The sequence below is a fragment of the Rhodococcus sp. NCIMB 12038 genome (genome assembly GCF_002165735.1).
In the GTDB taxonomy this organism is placed as follows: domain Bacteria; phylum Actinomycetota; class Actinomycetes; order Mycobacteriales; family Mycobacteriaceae; genus Rhodococcus_F.
Window position 1 is genome coordinate 1 of record NZ_NHML01000081.1, and the last position, 2,222, is coordinate 2,222.

The 2,222-nt window shown below is 64.9% G+C and carries 3 protein-coding genes and 1 pseudogene; 3 read left to right on the forward strand and 1 reads right to left on the reverse strand.

The annotated features are described in order from the left end of the window. Positions 1-132 (reverse strand): helix-turn-helix domain-containing protein (locus CA951_RS45315; RefSeq protein ID WP_143543215.1); only part of this gene is annotated, 132 nt, incomplete at its 3' end. A 104-nt stretch (positions 133-236) separates the two neighbouring features. Here CA951_RS45315 and CA951_RS41975 point away from each other — a divergent pair. From CA951_RS41975 to CA951_RS41985, 3 genes and pseudogenes are all read left to right on the forward strand, one after another. Then, on the forward strand, positions 237-1,058 hold the full coding sequence (locus tag CA951_RS41975) for a 2-keto-4-pentenoate hydratase (protein ID WP_087562458.1): 822 nt from the start codon (positions 237-239) through the stop codon (positions 1,056-1,058). Then, entirely contained in the window at positions 1,055-1,990 is a 936-nt protein-coding gene (locus CA951_RS41980) for an acetaldehyde dehydrogenase (acetylating) (RefSeq protein ID WP_087562459.1), read from the forward strand. The genes CA951_RS41975 and CA951_RS41980 overlap by 4 nt, the downstream gene beginning before the upstream one ends. Further along, a pseudogene (locus CA951_RS41985) lies at positions 1,987-2,222 on the forward strand (4-hydroxy-2-oxovalerate aldolase); the annotation flags it as partial. The gene CA951_RS41980 and the pseudogene CA951_RS41985, both read left to right, overlap by 4 nt.

The following is a 2,222-nucleotide window of genomic DNA, read 5'->3' on the forward strand; positions in this document are numbered from 1 at the left end:
GTTGACGAGTCCTTGGACAATGCGCGAGACGGTCGACTTGGCGAGACCTGTCCGCCGGGCGATCTCGGAGATCCCCAAGGACTCGTCGCCGGGCGTGAAGGAGTCCATAATCGCGGCGACTCGGTCGACCATCGACACCGCACTGTTCCGCTCAATGGCACACACAATTGAAGTATGCGACTGCAGCTCGCACCATTGCAAGCACAGTGAACCGCCCCAACCACAATGGAGTTCGCGTGGACAAGACCACCCTCGACAGGTTCGGAGCGCGCCTCCTCGACGCACATCGAACCCGTTCAGCCATCACTCCGCTCACGGCCGAGGCCCCGGGCATGAGTATCGACGACGCCTACCGGGTCCAGTTGAACCAGATCAGCCAATGGGAGTCGGAGGGGCGCACAATCGCCGGCTTCAAAGTGGGCCTGACCTCGAAAGCCATCCAGACGCAGTTCGGCGTCGACAAGCCGGACTTCGGGCACCTGTTCTCGGACATGATACTGGACGGCTCCCGGCCGATCGATATCGGACGTTTCATCAGCCCGCGCATCGAGCCCGAAATCTCCTTTGCGCTCCGTAAGGATCTGAAGGGGCCGGGACTGACGATCGTCGACATCGTGGACGCGGTGGATTATGCGATCGCCTCTGTCGAGATCATCGATTCGCGGATCAAGGATTGGAAGCTCACGCTCCCGGACACCATCGCCGACAACGCGTCCTGTGGCGCGCTCGTGCTCGGCACCACCCCGCTGAGGATCGATGCGGCCGACCTGAGTCTCGTCGGTTGTGTCCTCAGCCGCAACGGAGAGGTCGTCGCCAGCGGCGCCGGTGCTGCAGTGCTCGGACATCCACTGCAGTCGTTGCTCTTCCTCGCGAACACGCTGGGTGCGCACGGTCGCACCCTTCCCGCGGGCTCCGTCGTGCTGGCAGGCGCACTCACCGCCGCCGTACCTGTGGCACCGGGCGACCGCTTCACCGCCACGTTCGCGCACCTCGGGTCCGTGACCGCCTCGTTTACCGAGCAGCCTCGATCTGCCGAACAGACGAAAGCAGGATCATGACCACCTCGACCAGCACCACACGCGCTGACCAGGGAGACCGGCGTCCGACCGCCGCAATAGTCGGCCCGGGCAACATCGGCACCGACCTGCTCGTGAAGTTACTGCGAAGCGAGCACCTCGACGTGCATTCGATGGTCGGCGTCGACCCCGCTTCCGACGGGTTGGCGCGGGCTCGCTCGATGGGCATCGAAGCCAGTGCCGAGGGCGTCGACTGGCTCCTCGACCAACCGAACCGCCCCGACTTCGTGTTCGAGGCGACATCGGCCAAGGCGCACCAAGCGAACGCGCCGCGCTATGCCGCGGCAGGCATCACAGCCATCGACCTCACCCCCGCGGCCATCGGACCCTTCGTCTGCCCCGCCGTCAACCTGCACGAGCATGCGGCAGCCGACAACCTCAACATGATCACCTGCGGTGGCCAGGCGACCATTCCGATCGTCAACGCGGTCGCCGGTGTCACCGAGGTGCCCTACGCCGAGATCGTCGCCACGATCTCCTCACGATCGGCGGGACCCGGTACGCGGGCGAACATCGACGAGTTCACCGAGACGACAGCGCACGCCATCGAAAAGGTCGGTGGTGCCCGAAAAGGCAAGGCGATCATCATCCTCAATCCTGTCAAGCCAGACATGATCATGCGCGACACGGTGTTCTGCTCCCTGCACCCCGATGCCGACCGTGATGCCGTCGCCGAGGCGATCCACACACGCGTCGCCGAAGTCCAAAAGTACGTACCCGGCTACCAACTCCGGAGCGACCCGCAGTTCGACGATCCCCACGACCTCTGGGATGGGATGGGCCGGGTCGCGGTATTCCTCGAAGTCACCGGAAACGGAGACTACCTTCCCCCGTGGGCAGGAAACCTCGACATCATGACCGCCGCCGCTGTTCGCGTCGGCGAACTGGTCGCGACCTCGAGGAGCGCAGCATGACCCTCGCCCCGGTCCGGCTTACGGACACCACTCTTCGCGACGGCTCGCACGCCGTTCGCCACCGATTCACCGAGGACCAGACCCGCCGTATCGCTCGCGCGCTGGACGCAGCGGGAATCGAGGTCATCGAGGTCACGCACGGGGACGGCCTGGCAGGTTCGTCCTTCAACTACGGTTTCAGCCTCGTCCGCGACATCGATCTCGCCGCAGCCGCCGTCTCGGAGGTCGAGGC